This window comes from Allosphingosinicella sp., from assembly GCF_036387215.1.
Lineage (GTDB): Bacteria > Pseudomonadota > Alphaproteobacteria > Sphingomonadales > Sphingomonadaceae > Allosphingosinicella.
On the sequence record NZ_DASVUE010000164.1, the window covers coordinates 55500 to 75929 of the forward strand.

Here is a 20430-nt window from a genome sequence, read left to right on the forward strand (position 1 = left end):
CCGCGCGTCCGTTGATGTCAGCCAAGCTGACGCCCTCCGTACCACGCGCGGGAAAACTGCCGAAAGCATCGAGGTCAGGCAGGAGCATCGAGCGCAAGGACGCGGCCAGTTCTCAGGAGTCCTCTATGGCGCAGCCCCGTGTGGCTCGATCGCTGCTCGTTGCCCAGGATCAATCGTATCGATCATCCTCGCCATGATCGGCATAGGGCTGCACACGTAGGCCCCGTTGCGCGATCATCGGGCGCATCTTGGAGAGGATCGGATCCTCATTCATCCGCATGATCATGTGATCGCGGAGCGCATCCGGAACGCCGCACATCAAGGCGACAATCGCATCGAGCCGGGTCAGCGCATCAGCATAGTTCTTAACGAGGTTGTCAGTCGCCAGAGAACGGATGGCCTCAGCCACTTCAGCGAGGTTGCCGGGTACAAAAATGTCGAGCAAATGCTCCCTTGCGAGGAGGTCCTCGGGATCGGCTTCAAGCTTCCGCTCAATGGTGAAACGGATCAGGGTCCGAAGGTCAGCATCGGGAACGGTGATGTTGAAAAAGAGATCGCTGGATCGGATCTGATCGCCCGCTTCGATGATCGATGCGATTCCAATTCCCGTCTCCGAAGCGCCATTGACGTCGATCCCGACCGCTTTGGCATCCTGATTGACGATCAGGCTCGCCAGTGAAGAGCCGTTTGCGGTTCCGGCGGTTATGAGCGCATCAATCGTGCGGTAACGATCGGCGATGTCGCTATCGGCCTCGAGGACCGCCTGCCCCGCAGTGGTCAGTTCCTGCACATTCGCCGGAGATCGATCTTGCGGGATGGGCAGCAGTGTGAGGGTTCGCTTGTACCAGTGGCAGCCAAGGTCCTCGATGACCGATGAGCGCAGGACACGGGCCGCATAAAACTGAATCAGCCGGCTGAGAACGAAGATGTGGAGCGGAAAATCTTCGGTCAGTTCAATGACGTAGGCTGTGTTCTGGAACCCCTGCCCCGGCAGCAGCTGGGCAATGGTCGGAAGCTGCGAAATCTCGCGCGCGGCAAAGGTACGCTGGTAGCTGAGATGATCGGCGTAGCTGTAAATGTATCTTGTGCTCTCCCGCCGCGCCGTTGGGGACCATTCGCCCATCGGTGCACCCAGCAGGCCTTGCGGGAAGATGTTTTGCCCCTTGAAGAGGGTTACGCAATTCTGGTCGGCAGGTCGGCGGAGGGCCGCAGCACCGCCAAGCTTCACGCCATAATTGAACAACAGCTCCGGCCGGTACGCATAGCGTTCGTGGGTAGGTTCATCGACCTGCACATCGGCGATGCGGCTGTTGACGCGCTTAACATAGACCAGCTTCACCATCTCGCCGAGGCGGGGAAGATCACGGAGCGCCAGCAGCGCCTGGTCATCGCCCTTGTCGAACTTGGTCAGGATCGCGTCTGAGCTGCCCTCGTCGCCGCGCAGCGCGAGAAGCCAGGCCGGCGGCGTAGTAAGTGGCTCGAGTACTGTCACCGCTTCGTCGACGGGTCCGTCCGCTGCAGCTTCACCTCGGGCAATGGCTGGCACCGCGTCGCCAGCATGGCCAGCTTCGTCCACCTCGGGAGTGTCAGCTCCCTCTTGCGTCACGACCTCGAGAGCGCCTCGCAGATTGGACGGCAGGTAAGCAAGACGATCGAGCATCCCTCGCCTGACCGTGGTGCGCTTGGCGTGGGTGAAATCGATTTCATCATCGATCAGCGCGCTGGGATCGAGCTGCAGAAGCTCGACATCATCGTCGGCCGAGGCTGGGCTCTTCTCGACCACCATGATCACCGTCGCGCGCTTGACGCCGCGGAAGGTGACCTTTCCGAGGCCCTCTAGGTCGGCGATGAGGCGGATGCGGTAGCCCTGAAGAATACGCCGAAGCGGCCCGGCATAAGTGGCCTCCGTGATCCCGATCGGCACGATGAAAGCAAGGGTGCCGCCCGGCTTCACCCACTGCTGCAATGCCCGGTAGATGAAGAAGATCGAGCTGTCGGTGTTCTTGAAGGTGACGGCCTCATAGGCATCGCCCGCACCTGCGGCGCCGGAGCGTTCCGCCCGGATATAGGGCGGGTTCATGATGACAACGTCGTAGGAGCCCTTCACGGTTCGCTCGAAGCCCGCCGGGACCAGCGCCTGGGCTCGCTCACGACCGGCGTAGGCGACCCGGAAAGCGAGACCCGATTGTCCGGATCCTTGCCCACGGTCGCCGGCGAGGCTCAACCCCATCGTGTCGAGCGAGGACCATCCACCATAGAGTTTCAGGACCGGCAGGATAGAGCGGGCGAAATCACGAATTTCGGTGGCGGACTTGTTGCGAACGACCTCGATGAGGTGCCAGAAGACCTGGATCTGGGCGAGCGTGACCGAGAAGGTCGAGATGTCGAGGCCATGCAGGCGGCCAATGACTTCGCGAACCGTGTCGCCCGTGATGGCCCCGGCCGTCGAAAGGACTTGAAGCTGGTGGGCGAGCGCTTCGACCAGGAAGGTGCCGGTTCCGCACGCAGGGTCGAGGACGGTCGATTGCGGCGACCAGCCCGCGGCCTGCAGCATGAAGCGCGCCACTTCGGGCCGCGTATAAACCTCGCCAAGGCGCCGACGCTGCGAGACATCCAGATATTGATCATAGACGCCCGACAGGATGTCACCGCGCACGGTGCGAAAGTCCCAGCGGGACAGGACATAGGCAGCCCGTTCGAGCGCCTCGGACAGGAGTTGGTCATCGCGGCGGACCGCCCAGTCGAGGAGGTTGGCATCGAAGATCGACCGGAAGATCGTTCCGGCATGCTTGTAGCTCTGGCGAAGGAGCTCCTGCATCGGCAGCGCGAAATGCTCGGCGAAGCGCCAGAAGATCTCGATCCCGCCATTGGAAATGTAGCGGACCTGGAAAAGCTCGTGATCCTCGCAAAAACGGATGGTGAGCATGCGTGACAAGATCAGCGAGGCGGTCTCGTAGATGAGCGCATCGACCAGGCGCTTGCTCGCCTTGTTGGCCTTCCCGCTGAGCTTGAGGAGGCTGGCCTCTTCCTCGCCATTGCGGTCGGCATAGCGCCGCAGCAGATCATGCTCGATCCGGAGCGAATAGAGCACCGGCTCGAGATCGTGCATCAGTCTATCAAGACGGCTCTCGTATTCGACCACCTGCTCGTCGGTGAGTAGGGCGGCTTTCCTCGGATCGCTGATGTTGGCGAAGCTGAAGGGCCGCCGCTCATCTCTCCAGTCGTAGAGCGGGTCACCATAGACCTCTTTCATGCCGTCGATGAGGGCAAGGGCGGAGCGAAGATCCTCGACGCCCTTTTCGAGCAACACCTTCTCGACCGCCTGCCGGATGGTTTCGGAAGCCGTGCGGATAGTGGCACCAAATGCCGCACGCTTGTCACCGGCGGCATCGAGATAGGCGAAGCGGGTGCGATTGCTGCGGAAGGCGGCCAGCTCCACGTCGAGCTGCAATCGGTCGGCGGAGACGGCGCCGAAGCAATCGAGGAAGGTCTCCGGATTCTCAAGGTCCGTCCATGACCATCTGCTCAACAGGCTCGCGGGCAGCTCGCCGCGCGCCGTAAGCGCTTGATGGAAGGCGGCGGGGTCAGCGACATCGATGCGCCACACCACTTCCTGGTCGATAAGATAGAACCAGCGCGTGCCGGCCTGCGGGTAGCTGTTTTTCTCCTTGGCAATCGCCTTGCCGTTGGTCCGGATCGCGTCCCCCGTCTTCACTTCGAAGACCGCGGCCGCAAAGTCTGGCCCGCGAAGGGGCCTGGTTCCCTCACTCCGATAGACGACCAGGTCCGGTCGCTTCCGGCTGGTGCCGATCTTCGAATCGATCACAACCTGGCTGGAGTGGAGCAGGATTTTGAACTGAGATCGGGTCAGCAGATCGCGGACGTGAGCGTAAAGATCCGGCTCGTCAGCATTGTTGGCCGCAATCTGGCGAATTTTCGTGCGTAATTGGGCGGCAGCCGGGAGCACGGGCGAGGGAGGAAGAGCGGTAGCCATAAGGTCCGCCCCACCGTGCAAGTCGGGACTCAGCCGGTCAACCATGTTGCTGGCACCATTTGCAAGTCGGAAGTGGAGGCAGTCGCTGTGTGCGCCAACTGAACGCCGCCCGCCCGAACGGCTCGTCAGCTTTCTTCCTAACGCTGGACCCCCACATATTTTGCGAGGAACGGCGGCAGACATGACCAAGACACCCCAGAAACCTGCCGGCAAGCTTCTACGCGGAAGAGCTGTTGTCCCGCCCGACGCGTGAGGCCGAACGCGAACGGTGGCTTCGCGACCTTGGCGTCGCCTTCCGAGCATGGACGAGGTTCAAATCGCGCAATTCGCTGCTTCCAGGGCCGGCTTCTATTTGGATACGGCTGTTCCGCGCAGGTGTGCCCGACTGGATCTCAGCGAGGCCATCTATTGAATGGAGGCCGAAACGCGCGAGCCTCTCGACCACGTTCGTGAGCGTCGGCGCGAGAGAAGAGCCGCCCAGGGGCGAGAGCCGCGACGTGTTCCGCGACGGGCGGGAGTTGCTGTCGCTGCTCCGGCACGAGCGTCAGAACGGACATGGGGGCGGCAGGCTTGTCACGCTCGCGCTCGACCGTCAGATCGTTGCAGATCAAAGGAAAGGGCCTGGTGGATGCCAACTTTGGAACCTCGCATTCGCCGTCTTTTGGAGCAGTCCCAATGGAAAGGCGGACCCGCACCGTCGGTGAATACGCAGTTTACCGCGATGGCATGCGGGTCAGCGCTATTCCGCCGCCCTCGGAAGAAGCGCTTCGGTGGCACCGGGATGTCGCCGCACCCGGAGTGATCAGGCCCTCGGATTGTCAGCCGCGTTGAACGGGTTAACTTGGCCCCCGCGACTCGATCGGTTCGAGTCCTCCGCGACGGGATGTAGATGCATGGCGACTCATCTGGATCACCTCCCGCTGCGAGGCGGCGGTCCCGCCGAGCTGGGCGATCCGGCGGCGGCACTGCGACGCAAGCTCCACGATCAGCTGGAGAACGCCGTCGACGCGGTGACGAAGGGCTTGGGCACCTACGAGAGCCTCCGGAACCTGAGTGAGGTGATCGGCGGCGAGTATGGCGACCGCGTCATCTTCGAGCTGATTCAGAACGCCCATGACGCCCACCGCGACGGTCATGACGGCCGCATCCTCCTGCGGCTGGTGATCGGGGGCGAGGAGGAGGGCGACCTTTACGTCGCAAACGGTGGCACCGGCTTCGACTGGGACAACGTCAACGCGATCCGCAACGTGGGCGTATCGAGCAAGACGGTCGGCGAAGGGATCGGCAACAAGGGTCTCGGGTTCCGGAGCGTGGAGACCCTGACGCACGACCCGAGGATCTACTCGCAGGCACGCGCCCGTCCCAATCAGGCCTTCGACGGTTTCTGCTTCCGCTTCGCCGGCCCGGACGAAGTCCTCGCCGAGGTTTCGGCCCTGGCGGGTCCCGACGTCGCCCGCGAGGTCGCCGAGACGCTGCCCCGCTATCTCGCGTCCGTTCCGATCGAGGATCAGCCCGACGAGATTGCCGCCTTCGCCCGGGCGGGCTTCGCCACAGTGATCCACGTCCCGATCTCCACCGGAGCGGCGCTGGCGATGGCAAAGAAGCAGGTATCGGGATTGCTCGGCGCCGAAGCGCCTTTGCTTCTCTTCCTCGACCGCTTGCGCGAGGTCACGGTTGAGATCGTGGAAGGAGGTTCAGTTCGGCGCAAGGTGCTGTCGCGCGAGGTCAAGGAGCAGCTAGGGCCGCAGGGCAAGAGCGGCAGCGACTACGAGATCGTGGAGATCCAGCCGACGGGCGAGCGCTACCTCGTCGCCAGGAGGCCCCTCGATCGGGACAAGCTGATCGCGGCCGTCGAGCGCAGCATCCCCCAGGAGCCGCAACTTGCTCGCTGGCGAGACTGGCGCGGCGAGCCGAAGGTCGCCGTGGCGGTGGCGCTCTATCGGCCGGATTCCGGTTCCGGCCGCATCTATAACTTCCTGCCGATGGCGGCAGAGATACCCTCGCCTATCGCCGGTCACGTCGACGCTCCCTTCTATGCCAGCATCGACCGGAGGCGGGCCAACTTCGAGCTGCCGCTAAACGCGTTCCTGCTCGATGCGCTCGCCGAGACGGCCGTTTTCGCGGCTTCCGAGCTCAAGCCCCTCGCGGCGACCATCGGCCGCGGTCCCCTCTTCGACCTCGCCGCCTGGAATGCGGCCGACTCCGCGCGATTGGCGTCGGCCTGGAGGACCTTGGGCCTGAACTGGTCGAAGTGCGCGTGCGTTCCCGCTGCGGGCGGTACGGCTTGGACTTCGATTTCCGCATCGTGGATGTGGGATGAGACGGGTTACCGTATTTTCCGCGCCAGGCGCCTCGTCAAGGCGGGTGCACGCGACCTCGCCGCTCCCGACCTAGGGTCGTCCCGCTTGGGTCGACTTACGGGTCTGGTTCGAGCCGCTGGGACGGTAGCGGAGCCGCGCGGCGAAACGCTGGCGAACTGGACCCGATTGATCGCCGCGTCGCTGCTCGAGGAGAAGGCTGCGCCGAAGACTTGGGGCACCTTCTACGAGGAGATACGCCGCGCGTTCGGGGGCGTGTTCGCGCTCCAGAGCTTGAAGAACAAAGTCTTCCTTAAGGGTCGCGACGGCAAGCTCCATGCGCCTCCCGCTTCTGGCGGCGAGGAGCGTGCGATCTACATCCGGCAGGACGGAGTTTCACGCCGGCGGGACCGGGATCGCGCTCCGTTGCCGCCCGCGAGTCTTGCGCGCAAGCTGGCGATCTTCGACGAAAGCGTACCTCTCAAACCTGAGGTCGTTTCCGACTTTGTCAAGGCGGGGCTGGTTCGGCGCTACGACGCGCTCGAGTTGCTGGAAGGTCTTCCGCAGCTGTTCGGTGATCATCCCGCGCCCGGTCGGCGCGCCGACGCCCTTCGCTGGGCCATCGACGTGTGGCGTGCCGAAGGCTTGAAGGCGGAGAAGATCCTGCGGCGCGTCGACCTTCACGTCGAGACGCGGGGAGGATGGCGCCCAGCGAGCCAGGCCTTCTTCTCCGGTGCATGGACCGCGGACGGTCGCAAGCTGACGACTTACCTTGCAGAGGCGGCTGCCCTATCCGCCGACTGCCGCCGGGCGGGCGACGCGCTGCTCCTCGGCGAATCCGAATGGGCGCCGCGCTCCGACACCGGGCGCCGGGAATGGGTATCGTTCCTGAGAGCCTGCGGTGTTCGAGACGGCCTGCCTCTCGTGAAGGACGACGCCGCGCCGGTGTCGGGATGGCCCTCGCACCTGTGGACGGGTTTCCTCCGGACGGCCGCACCGCAGGCCGGACGCGACGCAGGTTGGGTGAAGCTGCACGAGCCGTTCCACCTCAAAAATCCGATGACATGTTACGAGCGTCGGGGCGAGCTCTGGCGCCTGCCCGGCCAACTGGAGCACGAGCAGCTTCCGCCGGAGGCCCGCGAGCGCTTCGCCGACCTCATCGTGGTGATGCTGGGGAACGAGGACCGCGCCTGGCTCCGCTGGCGGCTGGGTCGTTACGATCGGTGGGAAAGCGATTGGAACGAGGTGTGCCCCTACACTCCCGCCGGCGCCTTCGTCCTTACCGCGCCATGGGTGCCGGTGGACGGCACCGATGAGGACTTCAGACGGCTGGACGAGCTTTGGGCTACCAGTAACGCCGGCGCACGCGTCCCGAGATATGTCCCGCGTCCGCGCGAGCGGCTTGCGGACGCGATCCAGGGCGATCAGTGGATGAGCAAGCTGCTGATCGGCGGCGACGCACTTCGCGATTGGGCGTCGGACGGCGAGGCAGGCCGCCGGCTCGCGGACCTCGCCGACGGGTCACGCCAACTCGAGTCCCGCGACCGCTCGTCCTTCCGAAAGACCTACGAGAGGGCTTGGTCGCTGGCGGTCGAGGCCAAGGCCGCTCTCCCTTCGACCTTGCCTCTCGCCGTCTGGCAGGGCGGCGGCATGGAGGTGGTCGCCGGTGATCGGGGGATCCCGACCCGTCTCTTCGTTGCCTCCGACGCGCAGCGTCCGGAAGCCCGCGCGGTGATCGCGGCCGGCCTTCCTTTGCTGGAGCTCGGGCGCGACGAGGACGTCGGTCCAGCACTCGCCATGCTGAACGCCTCAGGAGGCTTCGACGCGGCCCGGGTCGAGGGCGGGGAAGTTGTCGTCCATGTGGACGGGGAGCCGTTCGTTCCCAGCCTGGCCGATCCGCTTCTCGCGGCGAACGGACTGGAGTGGCTGTCAGACGCCGTTCTGCTGGCAAACGAGGTGCTCGGAAGGGAGTTGGAGCGGGCGATCTCGATGGCCGCCGTCGAGGACCGGCTCCGTCGCATCAGGCTCAAGCTATGCGACACCTTGTCTCTCAGGGTCGGGACGGCGGGCGGGGCCGAGCCGCTGCGCTTCTACGCCTATCCCGACGAGAGGATGCCGACGCTCGTCGTCGCCGGAGCGACGGAGTTGGACTGGAGCTTGCTGGCGGAGGCGGCGCCGCACCTCGCCTCGCTCCTCGACCGGCGCATGCGCTCGCTCCAACGGCTCCTGCCGTTGCTCGCGGTCCGCTCCGCGGCCGGCGATCCATCCACGCGGCCGTCCGACGAAGCGTTCGCGCGCGCCCTCGACTGCCGGCCGGAGCTCGTCAGCGAACTGCTCGAGTCCAAGGGCGCGGATCACGAATTGCTCCTCCGACGGCTTCCACCTGTCGTCGCTTGCTTGACGGACGAGGAAACCGGCCGGGTGTTAGGGACCGCGCTGGGCGAAGGTGTGTCCCGGCAAGGTGCGCTGGCGGCGCTCGAGCCCATTGGCGGCTCGCTGCCGCTGCCTGCGGCCGAACTGCTCGACCTCGTCGTCGGCGTTCGGGACCTGGCCGAGCTCCGCCGCCGGCTGAACCTGGATTTCGGCCGCTTCAACCGCTTCCTGCTCGCGTTCGACCAGCAGCCGCTCAGCAACGAGCCCGAACTGAGGCGCTTGTTCGAGACGTGGAAGGACGATCTCCGCCCTGCCGTGGTCGACCGGCTTCGCCGTCGCTACCTAGCCGATTATCGCAGCGGCCTTCCGATCGATGATTACGTCGCCTTCCGCTCGCTCGACTTTGCGCAGTTCCCCTCCGAGTGGATCTTGGAGAAGGAGGAGGTCACTCGCGAGGACGTGGCGCGTCTCCTTCGTGACCGGCTTGATCAGGAGATCGGCGAGGACGTCCAGGTCGACATGGAATCGCTCGCGCGGGTGCGGGCGAAGAACGGGAAGGCGCTCCGCGCTTTCTTGGAAGAGGCCGCTCCCATTGTCGCCGCTTGGCTGGTCGCGCAGGAAGCGGTCGACCAGGTCTGGGCCGGCGGCGCGCAATCCGTTCTCAAGGCGCTCGAGAGGAAGGGTGTTCTCGACTTCGAGCCCGTCCCGTCGGGCGGCGAACTTCCGCTGCTACTCGACTCCGCCCTCTGGCCCAGGGCCATGCCGGCCTCGCTGGATCTGAAGGATTTGGAGCTGACGTCCGGCGACCTCGATGCGGAGCGGAAGAGGGAGGAGGAGCAGAAGGAGGCGGCGGCCAGGAAGCGCCGGTCCTTCAGCTTTGCCGGCGAGGATCTCGACACCGCCGCCGGCGACTTCGCCGAGCGGCTGATCCAGATCGCCGAGGTGGCGATGACGGACGAGGAGTGGCTCCGCAGGTCCAGGCGGCGGTTCAAGCTCGCCGAGATGCCCCCCGGCTCGGGCGGTTCGAAATCATCCGGGGCGGGCGGCGGGCAGCGAAAGCGCACGGTGCGCATTTCGGACGACGTAAAGGGAGCCATGGGCTTTGCCGGAGAGTTCCTCGCCGGCCGCTTCCTGGCCGCCAAGCACGGCGTTCGCTTTGACGATGCCTGCTGGGTCTCCGGCAACCGTGAGCTGGCCGTTCAAGACGGTGCGGCCGGAGACGATGGTCTAGGCTTCGACTTCCGCGTCCGGACGAAGGAGGTCGAGTGGCGCTACGAGGTTAAGTCCACTCTCGACGACTCCTTCGAGTTCGAGTTCACCCAGAACGAGATGCGGGTGGCGGCCGAGTGCGCCGCCGACGCCTCCCGCCGCTACCGGATCCTCTACGTTCCCTTCGTAGACGATCCCACTCGCTGGCGCGTCATGGAGCTTCCGAACCCGATGTCGGAAGCAGGACGCGCCTTCTTCCGGACCGTCGGAGCGGGTGCCACTAGGATGCGCTTCAACCCGACGGCTTGAACACGCACCCTTTTCAACCGCGCGCGATCCTGAGACGCGCATGAGGGCCCGCGCGTCGACGACGAGGGATGAGGGGCCCCGTCGGGCGGGGTCTATTCACCGCTTCAGGCGGCTTCGGCGGCGGCCAGTTCGACCCGCACCATGGCGCCGGCGATCGGCTGGTGGATCCAGTATTCCGCGCAGTCGCGGCCGGCGCCGATGCGCAGGGCGCGCGCGTAGAGTTCCACCTGCCCGCCGAACGCCCTCAGGCGCTCGTCGTCTAGTTCCACGGAGCCCGGAAAGCTCTTATGGTCGATGACCGTGAGGTCGCCGCCGCCGTCGACCAGCAGGTCTATCCTGCCGGAGATGACCTGGAGATCCTCGGCAGCGTGGACGGGCCATTCGCGCAGCCGCGCGGCGCCGCCAAAACGTTCTTCGAGGAAGGCGTGCAGCCTGTCGGCCGCCTCCACGAGGTCCCCGGGAGCAACCTGGGGCGCGCCCCACCGGCGGAGCATGTCCGCCGCGGACGCGAGCCGCGTGGGTGCCGGCCGCGCCGGATCGTCGCTGGCGAAGAACCGGTGGAAAGCCTCCCCGACCGCCTGCAGGTCCGGATCGCCGACCAGCGTGATGCGGCTGCCGAGCTGCACCCGCTCGGAGACGCGGACGGTCCCGCCGAACTGCTGACCGCTCGGCCGCAGCCGCAGCGGCGGATGGATTTGCCTGGCCATGGCCGGTCGGGCGAACTCGGGCAGGGGCGCCGCCTCGTCCCGCTCCGCCCGGTCGGGTGCAGGACGGAGCGCGAACACGCTACCGCCTACGTCCAGCGGTGTGGCGCTCAGCTTGAGCAGAGACAGGCCCGCGTCGGTCGTCAATTCGTCCAGCCAGTCGGTCTTGCCGGACGTTACGAAAGCCAGGTGGTCGCGCGCCCGCGTCATGCCGACGTAGAGGAGACGCGTCCTCTCCAGCCTCTCCTCCTCGAGGGCGAGCACTCCCTCCGGGCTGAGGGCGGCCGCCAGGTCGAGGCCGACGTCCTTGGCCTGCATGCCGTAGGGCCACGGCCAATAGCGCAGCACGCGCCCAGCCAACGGGTCCCGCCAATCTGGCTCGTCGAGATCCTCGGCATAGACGCCGAACGGATTGGACTTCGCTTCGTGCTCGAGCCCGGTGAGCACGACAATCGGCCATTCGAGTCCCTTGGCGCCGTGATAGGTGAGCAGATTAACGGCGTCGGGATGGCGGCTCTGCGGCTGCGCCGGCGCGTCGCGGGCGGCGAGCCATTCGCACGCGCCCGCGAGCGTGGCGGCCTGCCGCTCCGAGCGCTGTTCCTCCTGGTAGGCGTCGAGCAGCGAGCGCACCGCCTCCAGATTCGCAAGCCGCTGTTCCGCCATGCCCCACCGGGCCACCGTTGCGAGCATGCCCTCGACGTGCAGCACGCCGTCGAACATCTCGCTCGGCGTGAGCTGGGGCGCGAGCGCGCGCAAGGTCTTGAGCTCCTCGGTGAAGGGCACGCACGCTTCCAGCGCCGCGAGGTTGTTCTCTTCGAAGGCGGCGGCAAGCCAGCCGTCGTCGTCGCAGCTCAGGCGGGCCAACTCCGCGAGCGCCAGGCTGTCGGTCGGGTCGGCGACCCAGCGCAGCGCCGCCAATGCGAGCTCCACCTCGGGCTGATCGAGCAGCCCGCTGCGTTCGACGGCCACGCGGATGCCCCGCCGCGACAGCGCCGCGGCGAGTTGAAGCACCTGACCGTTGGTCCGGCACAGCACGGCCACATCCCCGCCCCGGGCTGGCCTCTCCGTTCCGCCCTTCGGAACGACCGGCCAGGCGGCTGGATCGCGCAGCAGGCCGTGGATCCGGCTGGCCAGGTCCTCCGTCCGGTCTTCCTTCCTCGAGCCGGCCAGCGTCCAGACCGACAGGAGGGCCGCGCCGTCGTCCGGATCGCGGCGGGCGTAATCGTCGAAGGTGATCTCCTCGGGCTTCATGCCGGTCCGGCGGAAATTTGGCTCGAAGGCGGAGTTCACGAGCCTGCCGAGGGTGGGCCGGGTCCGGTAAGACTTGCGGAGGAACTCGAAGGTGCCGCCCGTGTCCTTGGTGATCGCCTGGGCGGCGGCCTGCGTCAGCGCCGGATCGGCGTCGCGGAAGCCGTAGATCGACTGCTTCGGATCTCCGACCCAGGCGTTCGTCGGCGCGATCCCGGCGAGAGCCGAGAAGATGGCGATCTGGATCGGGCTGGAGTCCTGATACTCGTCGACAAACACGGCGCCGATCAGTTCACGGAGGCGGTCGTGGTTGCCGCCCTCGCGGAGAATGTCGAGGGCGAGCATCTCCTGGTCCACGAAGTCGACGATGCCGCGCCTGTGCTTGAAGTCGGCGTAGTCGGCGAGGCACTGCGCGGCGCAGTCGAACTGCAGGCGGATGAATTGTTCGACGTCGCTGCGCAGGCGGGGATGGCGCGCGTGCGCGCTGGCGGCGGCCACAACGTCGACGAACAGGTCCTCGTCGGCCTTAGTCGCGCCCAACTTCGACAGCCGCGCCCATTCGATCCAGGGCAGCAGCTCGCCGCGCTGCAGCCGCGCCGCCGCCGCTTCAACACAAGGCACATCCTTCTTGAGCGTGCCTACTTTCAAGCCGGCCCTCCTCAGCGCGATCGCCGCCTGACAGTCCGCGACCGCGTCGGCGAGCGCCTGATCAAGCGCGTCCGCCGTCTCGCCCGCCGCCGCGGCGGGCAAGAGACGGGTCAGGCCTTTGACCGAATGCTCGGCGGATTCGCCGATGCGCTGGGGCGTGATCCCGTTGGAGCGGGCCAGCTCGACGATGCGGCGCAGGTGATCCTGCCAACCGTCGATCCGGCGTCCGTGGAGGGAATAGCCCTGCGCTGGCAGATCGAAGCGTTCCGCGATCTGCTGGATGGGGCCGGCGAAGCGCGACATCGCCGGGCCGATCGCGCGCGCGAAGATCGCCTTCTGCCGATCCTCGGGGATGACCTCGGAGACGGGCGACCGGCCGAGTTCAAACGCGAACTCGGCGATCAGCGAGCCGCAGACGCTGTTCACCGTTCCGATCCGCGCGGCCAGCATTGCCGCCGCGAATTCCGGTCGGCCGTTCTCGATCAGCTTTGAGCGGATCCGCCCCGCCAGTTCCGCTGCCGCCTTCTTGGTGAAGGTCGTGGCGAGCACCCGGCTCGGCGCCAGGCCGGCTTCGACCGCGGCGCCGATCCGCTCCACCAGCGTGTATGTCTTGCCCGTGCCCGCCGACGCGATGATCGTGTCGACGCGGGCGTTCGCGTGGCCGGTCGGCTGTTTCATTCCAATCCCCTCACGCGGCAGAGCGTCTGGTAGTCGCACCATTTGCAATTGGCCTCGAGGACGATCGGCAGGTCGCCCGGCAGGTGGTCCTCGTGCCCCTCGACGCCGCAGGCGACGAGCTGGCCGGCGTCGGCCAGCTCGCCCAGACGGAGCCAGCTCTCCCGGACGGCGGCCCAGGTGGCGGGAAAGCCCCGGGCGCCCTCCACGGCGCGGCCGCCGATGAGCCCCCCTTCGACCAGCGTTGCGAATTGGCGCTGGTTGAGCAGGAAGTAACCGGCACGGTAGGGTTGGTCGCCCGCCGTCATTGCTCCGTAGGTGGCGAGCTGGACGGCGTTGCCCTGCTCGAGCTCCTCTCGCCGCTTCTTCTCGCTGCGCGTCCACTTGAGGTCGATGATCACGTAGTTTCCGTCCCGATCGCGCGCGACCAGGTCGATGGCGCCCCTCACCGACAGGGCGTTCTCGAACGTCGCGCTGACCTGCTTCTCGGTCTCCTCCACCGTCAGCCCGTTAATCTCCAGCGTGCGGGCCAGCTCCGCCATCGCGGCGGGCAGTCGGCCGCGCGCCTCGGCCAGCTGGGCGGCGAGCTCGGGCAGGCGGAGCGGCGCCGCCATCTCGTCGATGAGACCATCCAGCAGCTCCCCGGCCTTGGCGCTCGCCACATCCGGTGCCGGCGGGGCGCCCGGAGCGAAGATCTCGTGCGCCAGCGCGTGCGCGAGGTTGCCGAGCAGCTGGTTCGCGTCCGGTATGGAGCGGACCCGGCCGGGCCGCAGTCTCGCGATGTGCTTCAGCGCCCATTTCAGGTGACAGCCGAGCCCCGCCTCGAAGGAGGTGGCTGAGTGGGTCAGCCCTTCGAGCCGATCGCGATAGCTCGCCGGGGTCGTCCAGACGGGCTTCGACGCCGGGAGCGGCGCAATCGGCACCGGCTCGCGCCGCAGCTCGACGCCGGCGATCGTGATCGAGTTCCGCGCCAGCGCGTCCTCGATCCGGATGCAGGTGGCCAGCTTCTCGGTGGCGGGCGCCAGGCGGTGCGCGAGCGGGTGCAGCGCTTCGTCGTCGCCGGCGTCCAGGCCCCCGGCGATGAGGAGCAGATTGCCGCGGGCGTGCAGCACGGCCCGTTCCCACGCGGCGCTCGCCGCCCGCCCGGCGAGGCCGACCTCGTCCACCGGCCAGCCCGCGCGGGCGAGTTCCTGCCGCTCGCTTTCCGTCCAGGGTTGCCGCTGCAGACCGTCCTGAGTGGTGCGGAAATTCCACCAGACGACCGTCTCGGCGGGTGCCCACACGCCGCCCGGCTGCGGCACGCAGCGCCAGCGCGCGGCTTCGGCCGCGGCGGCCGGATTGTCGTGGCCGATGTCGAGCGCCTGATCGATGATGCGTTCGACCAGCGTGCGCGGCAGCGCGTCTCGGCCGAGCCTGACCAGCGCGGCGCGAACGTCGCCGGCGAGGGTGACGGTGGCGGCGTAGAGCTGATCACGGTCGATCGCGTGGCGCGCGCCGGCCCACGCGATCGTCCGGTCGCATGCGGCCACCGCCGCCGCGAGGGGCATCCCGGCCACCGGATCCGCCGCCTCGGGCTCGACCCAGGCGCGCCAGCGTTCGAGCCGCGCGTGCGCCTTTTTGAGCTTGGCCGGATCGCCGTCCGTGGCGGCGACCTCGGCCTCGCCGATTTTCACCCACGCTTCCTGCCAAGCGGGACCGCCGCGGCCCGGCGCCTCCTCGAGCGCTTCCGCCAGCCGTCCGGCTGCTCGCGGCGCGATCGGCGAGGTCGGGAACGCGAGCAAGTCCATGAGGACCCGGGGGTCGAAGGGAGTCCAGGCGATCTTGAAGGCGAGCAGCAGGATCTGGAGCGAGCCCCGGTGGGCCGAGGCCCTGCTCCGTCCCGCGCGCGGCTGGCCCGCCGCGCACAACCCGTGGTCGAGGAGGTGCGTGTCGGCGTCCTGGGCGATCAGGACGGCCTCGCGGTCGCCTTGTTCGGCGAACCATTGCCCGGCGACTTCGGCGGCGAGGGCGGCGCTCGCCGAGGTTGCCATCGTGACCGTCCCGTCCGCGGCACCCGCGATCGGTCCCTCGCCGGTCATCCAGCGTTGCAGCCGGCCCAGCGCCGTGTGCTCAGGTGCTGCCGGTCGGGCTTCGAGCTGCTCGACGGCGACGCCGCACGCCTCCAGCCGGTCGAGCAGCCGCCGCCATCCGATCGGGTGATCGGTCCGTCGGTCGACGAGGCGGATGCGCCGGATCGGCAGGGTGGGGCGCTCGGCGAGATCCGCCGCGAGCGCGGCCGTGCGGTCGGCGATACCGGTCGGCAGGTCGACGGCGGCTTGAGCTGCGGCCGCAAGGTCGGCCAGGCGCCGGCCGGTCCACCCGGCGGCGGGGTTCCAGCCTGCGTCCACTAGCTCGTCGCGCCAGCGCAGCAGCGTGCGGGCGGTTGCCCAGCCGTCCACCTCGAGCGATTTAGTCCAGAACCGGGGTGGGCCGTCGAGGTTTTCGAGCGCGGCCTCGAACGCGGCGATGCGGACGACGTTGGCGGTCGAGGGCGCGCCGAGGCCGCGGGCGGTCTCCAAAATCTCGACAAGACCGTTGGGGCCGACGACGGGGGCGCCGAACGCGCCGAAGCCGGCTCCGCCGTGATCCGGCCAGGCGCCCGCGTCCGCCTGCAGGCCGAAAATGATGTCCATCATGCCGCCCGTCCCGCCTTCCCTCGCCCTGCTTCTTCGCCGCTCGGCGAACCCGGCCGAGCTGCCAGCGATGTTCTGCCCTGCCGCGAGGCCTTTGAAAAGATTGGATCGACCGGGTCCTGAGCGATGCTCTTTTCGCCGCGCTCAACCTTCTGACTGGCGCGCAGGCTTTGAGGATACGGCAATCTCCAGGTCAGGGTTGTGGATGGCTTTTCGTCGATCGGTTTCGCACCGGCCGGCGGCGGTGCCGCATGAGCGACTGCGGGAACAAGGCCAAGGCCAGGCGGCACGATCAGCGTGCGCAGGGCCCGTCTGCGCCGATGAAGGCGGTTGGAGCTGCCGTCGGGCTTTTGGAAGAGGGTGCCGTCGGCCGAGATAAGCCGCCTCGGTCCTGAACCAGGCGCGTCGGCCGCGATCGTCGAAGCCGAAAGCTGCAATCCCCCGCGGACCTTGACCCACAGCCCCCAAACAGGCTTCATCCTGCAACTGTGCACTCGATTGCTACATGAGATTGTAGCACAAGCGCCTCGGTCGGGTTCGACAATCCCGCGGGAATACTCGGGTTTTGCTAGGCGCTATTTTCGTTAAGAATCCTCTCTCGCCGAGCAGTAACATCAATCCTCGACTTTCCTCGGGCTCGCTTCCCAGGATGTCTGAAAATGGCCGATTGCGGACCGGCTGCTTTCGGGAGCCGACCCGGGCAAAGTGGACGCTTCTCCGCGGCGATCGGGCGTCCGGAATGCGCCCATAGCTGCCGCGCTGAGTTTGGCCGCGGAATGTCGGGTTTGTGCGAATACCCACCATTCATTCCAAAACTTCGCGCGCGAGCCGCCGCTCAGTCCGCAGCCCGCGCCTCCCGACGCGCGGCGATGGCCGCCAACGTGGCCTCACGCGCCGCCTTCGCCTGCGCGGCGACCTGATCCAAGTTTGCGAGGCGGATCTGCGCCCTCGCGGCAGGCAGGTCGGGCAGGTCCAGGTTCAGGCGGCGGATGAAGTAGTATGCGAGCGACAGGCGCACCTCGATCGACCGTCGACCGTCGACCATGCCGAAGTCGCTCTGGACGGCCCTGCTCTGCTCCTCGGTCAGCCCAGGATGCGCCTCCAGGAACAGGGTCGTCCGCGTCTCCCATTCAATGTCGTCCTCGGGGTTGAACTCAGCCCGGCTGCTCCCGCCTATCTCCTCAATCCGGGTCAGTACGAAATCTCTGAAGTCCTCGCGGTCGCACGCCCAAGCCCGGACATGCCAGCGATGTCCGTCAAACGCGAGTGCGTGGGGCGCGATGCGCCGCCACCTAGAGCTCGTCATCGACTGGTAATTCACGTCCAGCGCCTCCTTGCGGCGCATAGCCTGAAGCACCCTTCGGAGGCAGTCTGGCTCGACGTGCCTCACCACGTCGGGCGCCATATCCGACGGCGGCATGCTCTTGAACCAGAGGTCCGTTCGGGCAAGGGCGCCCGTCATGTAGGCGCGTAGCTGCAGCAGCAGCCGGTCGGCGGAAACCCGGAGGAAGCGCGGTGTGATTCCCGGCGTCGGCCTGAACCCCTTGCCGGTCGGGTCGTAGTCGAGATTGCCCTCCGCCTTGGCCCGGTAGTTCCGCAGATCGACCGACGCCTGCGGCGTCGAGATCTCGAACGCGTCTTCAAGATCGCTGCGATTGAGCGATCCCTCCCAATAGAGCTTCCACTCGATGAACTCGAAGCGCCGGTTCTGCGGCCATTGCCGCTTCGGTGTAACGTTCATCAGTACCCCTATCGTTGCTTTACGGGTCTGGATACTATATCCATCTACTCACTAAGCGGGTCTCGTGATTCGCGCATTCCGGGGTCGGGGTCAACCCGGCCGGCCGATCTGGGAGTCCCGCAGTGAGTCGCGAACACGTGAGCCATGCCGACATCGTCCGCTTCGCGGACGAGCGCGTGAACCTGCCGAGGGACAAGGCGAACATATACCGCGCCCAGGCCCGGGGTCTGCGCGAGAAGCTCGAAGGCTATTTGAGCGAGCACCCCGACTTCACCCTGCGGAAGATGATGCTGTCGGGCAGCCTGGCGAAGGGGACGGCGCTGCGCTCCCTCAATGACATCGATGTGGCCTGCTACGTGAGCGGCGCCGAGGCGCCCAGCGATGTCGCCAAGCTGCTCGACTACATCGCCGCGAGGCTGCGCAAGGCGTTCCCCAACTTCAGCCCAGAGCAGGTGCAGCCCCAGACGTACTCCGTCACCGTCTCGTTCCGCGGAACCGGTCTCGACGTGGACGTGGTGCCGATCCTCTACGACGGCGACCCGCTATGGTACGGCAACCTCGTCAGCCAAGACGACGGTTCGTTCCTGCGGACCAGCATCCCCCTCCACCTCGACTTCGCCGCCAAGCGCCGCCGGTGCCAGGAAAAGCACTTTGCCCAGGTGGTGCGGTTGGCGAAATTCTGGGCCGGCCGCATGAAGCAGGAGCGGGACGGCTTCCGGTTCAAATCGTTCATGATCGAGATGATCCTCGCCAAGCTGTGCGACGACGGGCTGCCGTTCGACGACTATCCCGAGGCGCTGCAGCACTTCTTCACCTACCTGGCGACGTCGGACCTGCGCGAGCACATCGCCTTCTCCGACTACTACCATCTCTCCGCGGTGCCGACCTCGTCCGACCGGGTGAGGATTACCGACCCAGTGAACGCCCAGAACAATGTTGCGCGCCTCTACACCCCGGCCAACGCGGACGCGATCGTCGACGCCGCGATCGATGCTGGGGACGCCATCGACGCCGCGCTCGCGGCACCCAACAAAAACCTGACCGTCGGCTACTGGCAAAAGGTGTTCGGTCCGAGCTTCCAAGTCTGAGGTCCCCGATGTCGTCCAGCTACACCCTCACCGACTCCCTGACCTTCACGGTCACCCACGCCCGCCAGCTGGCGGCGAAGGTCGCGACCGACCTGAAGCGCATGCAGCGCTTCTACGGGAAGCCCTTGGATACGGACATCGCAAGCTACGAGGCGGAGGTCACGGCGTTCCTGAAGGGCGGCTACCTCGGCACGGTAACCTACGGCTTCAAGCGCAACGGCAACTGGATCGAGCCGACGCTGCGCTACACGGCGCGCGACCTCTCTGGCCTCGCGGCCAATGACGACGATCCCGGCCGCGTCCGCCCCGGCCGGGACGTCAGCAACGCCGCCTTCTACAGCTACCTGACGTACAGCACGGCTTGGTACGCGCTCACCGACGCTCAGCGGGCCGCGTTCCGGACCACGCTCCCCTTCGACCGGCAGGGCGCGCCGGAACCGGGGGTCTCCGGCTACCTCCAGTCGGACCGGACCTACTCCTCGGGCGGGCGGGCGCTCGACCGGACCAGCGTAAGGAGCTTCGGATGACGGCCGGGAACTCGCTCGGCGAACTGTTCGAACGGCGCCTGACCTTCCCCGACTTCGAGCCGCAAACGCGGCTCGCCCGGTTGGTCGGCCTCGACGACCACAAGGCCCGGCTCGCCAAGCTGCTTGGGCTGCTCGTCAACCCTGCGGGGCTAGAGGAGTGGGCGCGTCGGCACCACCCCGGCGCCGGAGAACTGCTGGACACGGTGCTCAGGCGTCCGCCGCTGGTGGTGCTCGCCGGCGACGTTGGCTCGGGCAAGACGGAGTTGGCCGAGACGATCGGCGACGTCGTCGCGCGAACCGAGCGCATCGAGCTGACCCTGCTGCCGCTCAGCCTCTCCAGCAGGGGGCAGGGCCGCGTCGGCGAAATGACGCAGCTCATATCGGCCGCGTTCGACCACACGGTTGCGGAGGCTGCGAAGCTGAAGGCGGCGGGCGGCCGGGCACGCGGCGGGATCATCCTGCTCATCGACGAAGCGGACGCCCTCGCCCAGTCGCGCGAGGCCGCCCAAATGCATCACGAGGACCGCGCCGGGGTCAACGCGCTCATCCGGGGCATCGATCGGATCGCCGCAGGCAAGCTGCCGGCCGCCGTGATCATGTGCACCAACCGCCTCGGCGCACTCGATCCTGCGGTCAGGCGTCGGGCTGCAGACGTGCTGTCCTTCTCGCGGCCGAACGAAAGCCAGCGCGAAGCGGTGCTGACCGCCCGGCTCGGACCCCTTGGGATCGGAAAAAGAGACATCGGCGCACTCGTCGCGGCGACGGGTCCGAAAAAGGGCAGCCGCGAGCACGGCTTCACCTTCTCCGATTTAACCCAGCGCCTCATGCCGGCGATCGTGCTCGACGCCTACCCATCGAAGCCTGTGGCGGGCGCGCGCGCCCTCGAGATCGCGCTCTCCTTACCGCCAACGCCGCCGTTCCGCGACGGCGACGCGCGGTGAAGCG

At 67.1% G+C, this 20430-nt stretch carries 9 protein-coding genes; 5 read left to right on the forward strand and 4 right to left on the reverse strand.

From position 1 onward, the window contains the following. Window positions 1-169: 169 nt before the first annotated feature. Window positions 170-4039 carry an HsdM family class I SAM-dependent methyltransferase gene (locus VF662_RS06745; protein ID WP_464139160.1) on the reverse strand — a complete coding sequence of 1290 codons (3870 nt, stop codon included), beginning with the start codon at window positions 4037-4039 and terminating at the stop codon, window positions 170-172. Between the two features lie 848 nt (window positions 4040-4887). Here VF662_RS06745 and VF662_RS06750 point away from each other — a divergent pair. Beyond that, window positions 4888-10182: a sacsin N-terminal ATP-binding-like domain-containing protein gene (locus tag VF662_RS06750; RefSeq protein ID WP_464139162.1), complete on the forward strand. Its 5295-nt coding sequence runs from the start codon at window positions 4888-4890 to the stop codon at window positions 10180-10182. A gap of 104 nt (window positions 10183-10286) precedes the next feature. On the opposite strand, the gene VF662_RS06755 is transcribed toward VF662_RS06750, so the two are convergent. Both VF662_RS06755 and VF662_RS06760 read right to left on the reverse strand, forming a co-directional pair. Beyond that, on the reverse strand, window positions 10287-13460 hold the full coding sequence (locus tag VF662_RS06755) for a UvrD-helicase domain-containing protein (RefSeq protein ID WP_464139164.1): 3174 nt from the start codon (window positions 13458-13460) through the stop codon (window positions 10287-10289). Beyond that, the gene (locus VF662_RS06760) at window positions 13457-16132 is read right to left on the reverse strand and encodes a PD-(D/E)XK nuclease family protein (protein WP_464139166.1); all 2676 of its coding nucleotides are present in this window, start codon (window positions 16130-16132) and stop codon (window positions 13457-13459) included. The genes VF662_RS06755 and VF662_RS06760 overlap by 4 nt, the downstream gene beginning before the upstream one ends. 167 nt (window positions 16133-16299) lie before the next feature. Here VF662_RS06760 and VF662_RS06765 point away from each other — a divergent pair, with 167 nt between their 5' ends. Continuing rightward, the gene (locus VF662_RS06765; RefSeq protein ID WP_464139168.1) at window positions 16300-16524 is read left to right on the forward strand and encodes a CGNR zinc finger domain-containing protein; all 225 of its coding nucleotides are present in this window, start codon (window positions 16300-16302) and stop codon (window positions 16522-16524) included. A gap of 440 nt (window positions 16525-16964) precedes the next feature. Here the strand turns inward: VF662_RS06765 and VF662_RS06770 are convergent, their stop codons facing one another. Further along, window positions 16965-17870, reverse strand: coding sequence for a WYL domain-containing protein (locus VF662_RS06770; protein ID WP_464139171.1), 906 nt, complete (start codon window positions 17868-17870; stop codon window positions 16965-16967). A 122-nt stretch (window positions 17871-17992) separates the two neighbouring features. Between VF662_RS06770 and VF662_RS06775 the strand changes: the two genes are divergently transcribed. Genes VF662_RS06775 through VF662_RS06785 form a run of 3 tightly spaced genes read left to right on the forward strand, consistent with a single transcriptional unit; the run spans window position 17993 to window position 20426 of the window. After that, window positions 17993-18958 carry a CBASS oligonucleotide cyclase gene (locus tag VF662_RS06775; protein WP_464139173.1) on the forward strand — a complete coding sequence of 322 codons (966 nt, stop codon included), beginning with the start codon at window positions 17993-17995 and terminating at the stop codon, window positions 18956-18958. 8 nt (window positions 18959-18966) lie between these two features. Then, window positions 18967-19485 (forward strand): HORMA-1 domain-containing protein, encoded by a 519-nt coding sequence (locus tag VF662_RS06780; RefSeq protein WP_464139175.1) that lies wholly within the window; start codon window positions 18967-18969, stop codon window positions 19483-19485. Next, window positions 19482-20426 carry an AAA family ATPase gene (locus VF662_RS06785; protein WP_464139177.1) on the forward strand — a complete coding sequence of 315 codons (945 nt, stop codon included), beginning with the start codon at window positions 19482-19484 and terminating at the stop codon, window positions 20424-20426. The genes VF662_RS06780 and VF662_RS06785 overlap by 4 nt, the downstream gene beginning before the upstream one ends. Window positions 20427-20430 lie beyond the last annotated feature (4 nt).